The sequence below is a fragment of the Xanthomonas prunicola genome, assembly GCF_002846205.1.
In the GTDB taxonomy this organism is placed as follows: domain Bacteria; phylum Pseudomonadota; class Gammaproteobacteria; order Xanthomonadales; family Xanthomonadaceae; genus Xanthomonas; species Xanthomonas prunicola.
The window spans coordinates 1-311 of record NZ_PHKV01000086.1; the positions used below are offsets into that span (position 1 = coordinate 1).

Here is a 311-nt window from a genome sequence, read left to right on the forward strand (position 1 = left end):
CTACGTCATCTACACCTCCGGCTCCACCGGACAACCCAAGGGCACGCTGCTCACCCACGCAGGCGCCACGCATTACCTGCAATGGGCCATCGCCACCTATCGCCCCTTTCCCAGCGCGGTGGTGTCGTCTTCGCTGGCCTTCGACGCAACCCTGACCAGTCTGTTGGCGCCGCTGCTGTGTGGAGCCAAGGTCGAACTGTTACCCGAGCACGACACGCTGGATGCGTTGCGCCAGCGCTTGTGCGATCCCACCCCACTGGGCCTGGTCAAACTCACGCCGGCCCATCTGGAAGTGCTCGGTCAGCAGTTAG

At 64.0% G+C, this 311-nt stretch carries 1 protein-coding gene; it reads left to right on the forward strand.

What is annotated here, in order from left to right; translation table 11 throughout:
- On the forward strand, positions 1-311 hold a 311-nt coding region (locus XpruCFBP8353_RS23150), incomplete at both ends, for an AMP-binding protein (RefSeq protein WP_133125730.1).